The following is a 944-nucleotide window of genomic DNA, read 5'->3' on the forward strand; positions in this document are numbered from 1 at the left end:
TTCACTGACGGCACTGACATCATCTTCGTCCCAGTACATTTTAAACAGGGGGATTTTCCAAGTCATAACTTAATCACCAATAGAGTCAGGGTTTCCACTATCAGGATCGATTGCTTTCACTATCCGTGCAGGCACTCCGTATGCAATTACATTCGCCGGGATATCCTTATTTACAAAACTAAAAGCTCCAATGATTGAGTTTTCTCCAATGGTGACACCAGGCATCACCACAGAATGCGTCCCAATTCTGCAATTTTTCTTTAATGTGACCCGACCTTTTTTATTATCGATTGTTGAGATCGAATATATGGAGCAATGGGACCCAATCTGTACATCGTCTTCGATCAAAACCTCATATTCTGCATTGATATATGAAAATGCGCCAATGTCGGTCTTATATCCTAAAGAAAACTTTTCTGGATGTCGAACAATCCAATTATACTTTGTTGGCACCCCATCTTTAATATCAGGGTATTTCCAATCTTCGAACCTCATTATATCTCCACATTTTAGTTTGACGAATAAAATAATATTTTAATTAAGATCTGACCACTTTAATTCGACATCAGCCTCCAGATCTCTACTTAGCGACCTACCAATCACGTATTTTATCTCAGCAGGCCCAATTCCTGTTCCAGGGCGTTTGAGATCTATATCGCTTTGGGCAACAAGTTCTCCTTTTTTCATATTCCTTTTAAGAACAACGCTTCGCCGGAATTTTTTCCTTTTCTCAATTTCAGCGTTGCTAACTGATCTGGTAGTACTCCCAAGAGATTGATAGACGTCTTTTCCATCCTGAACAATCTTTTTCATCTCAACAGGATCAGCAGAGATAGCGTGATCCCAACCAGGAAGATTTTTATCTAGTGTAAAGTGCTTTTCAACGATACAGGCGCCCAAAGCGATAGCAGCAACAGGAATTGCAGTTCCTAACGTATGATCGC

General features: G+C 40.0%; 2 protein-coding genes. Both read right to left on the reverse strand.

Translation table 11 applies throughout. The annotated features are described in order from the left end of the window. Window positions 1-69: 69 nt before the first annotated feature. A complete protein-coding gene (locus EI28_RS15345) occupies window positions 70-495 on the reverse strand; it encodes a DapH/DapD/GlmU-related protein (RefSeq protein ID WP_082223190.1) in 426 nt (141 codons plus the stop codon). 39 nt (window positions 496-534) lie between these two features. Then, the coding region (locus tag EI28_RS13825) for an N-acetylneuraminate synthase family protein (RefSeq protein WP_197018539.1) at window positions 535-944 on the reverse strand (410 nt) is incomplete at its 5' end.

Source organism: Methanoculleus sp. MH98A, from assembly GCF_000691865.1.
In the GTDB taxonomy this organism is placed as follows: domain Archaea; phylum Halobacteriota; class Methanomicrobia; order Methanomicrobiales; family Methanoculleaceae; genus Methanoculleus.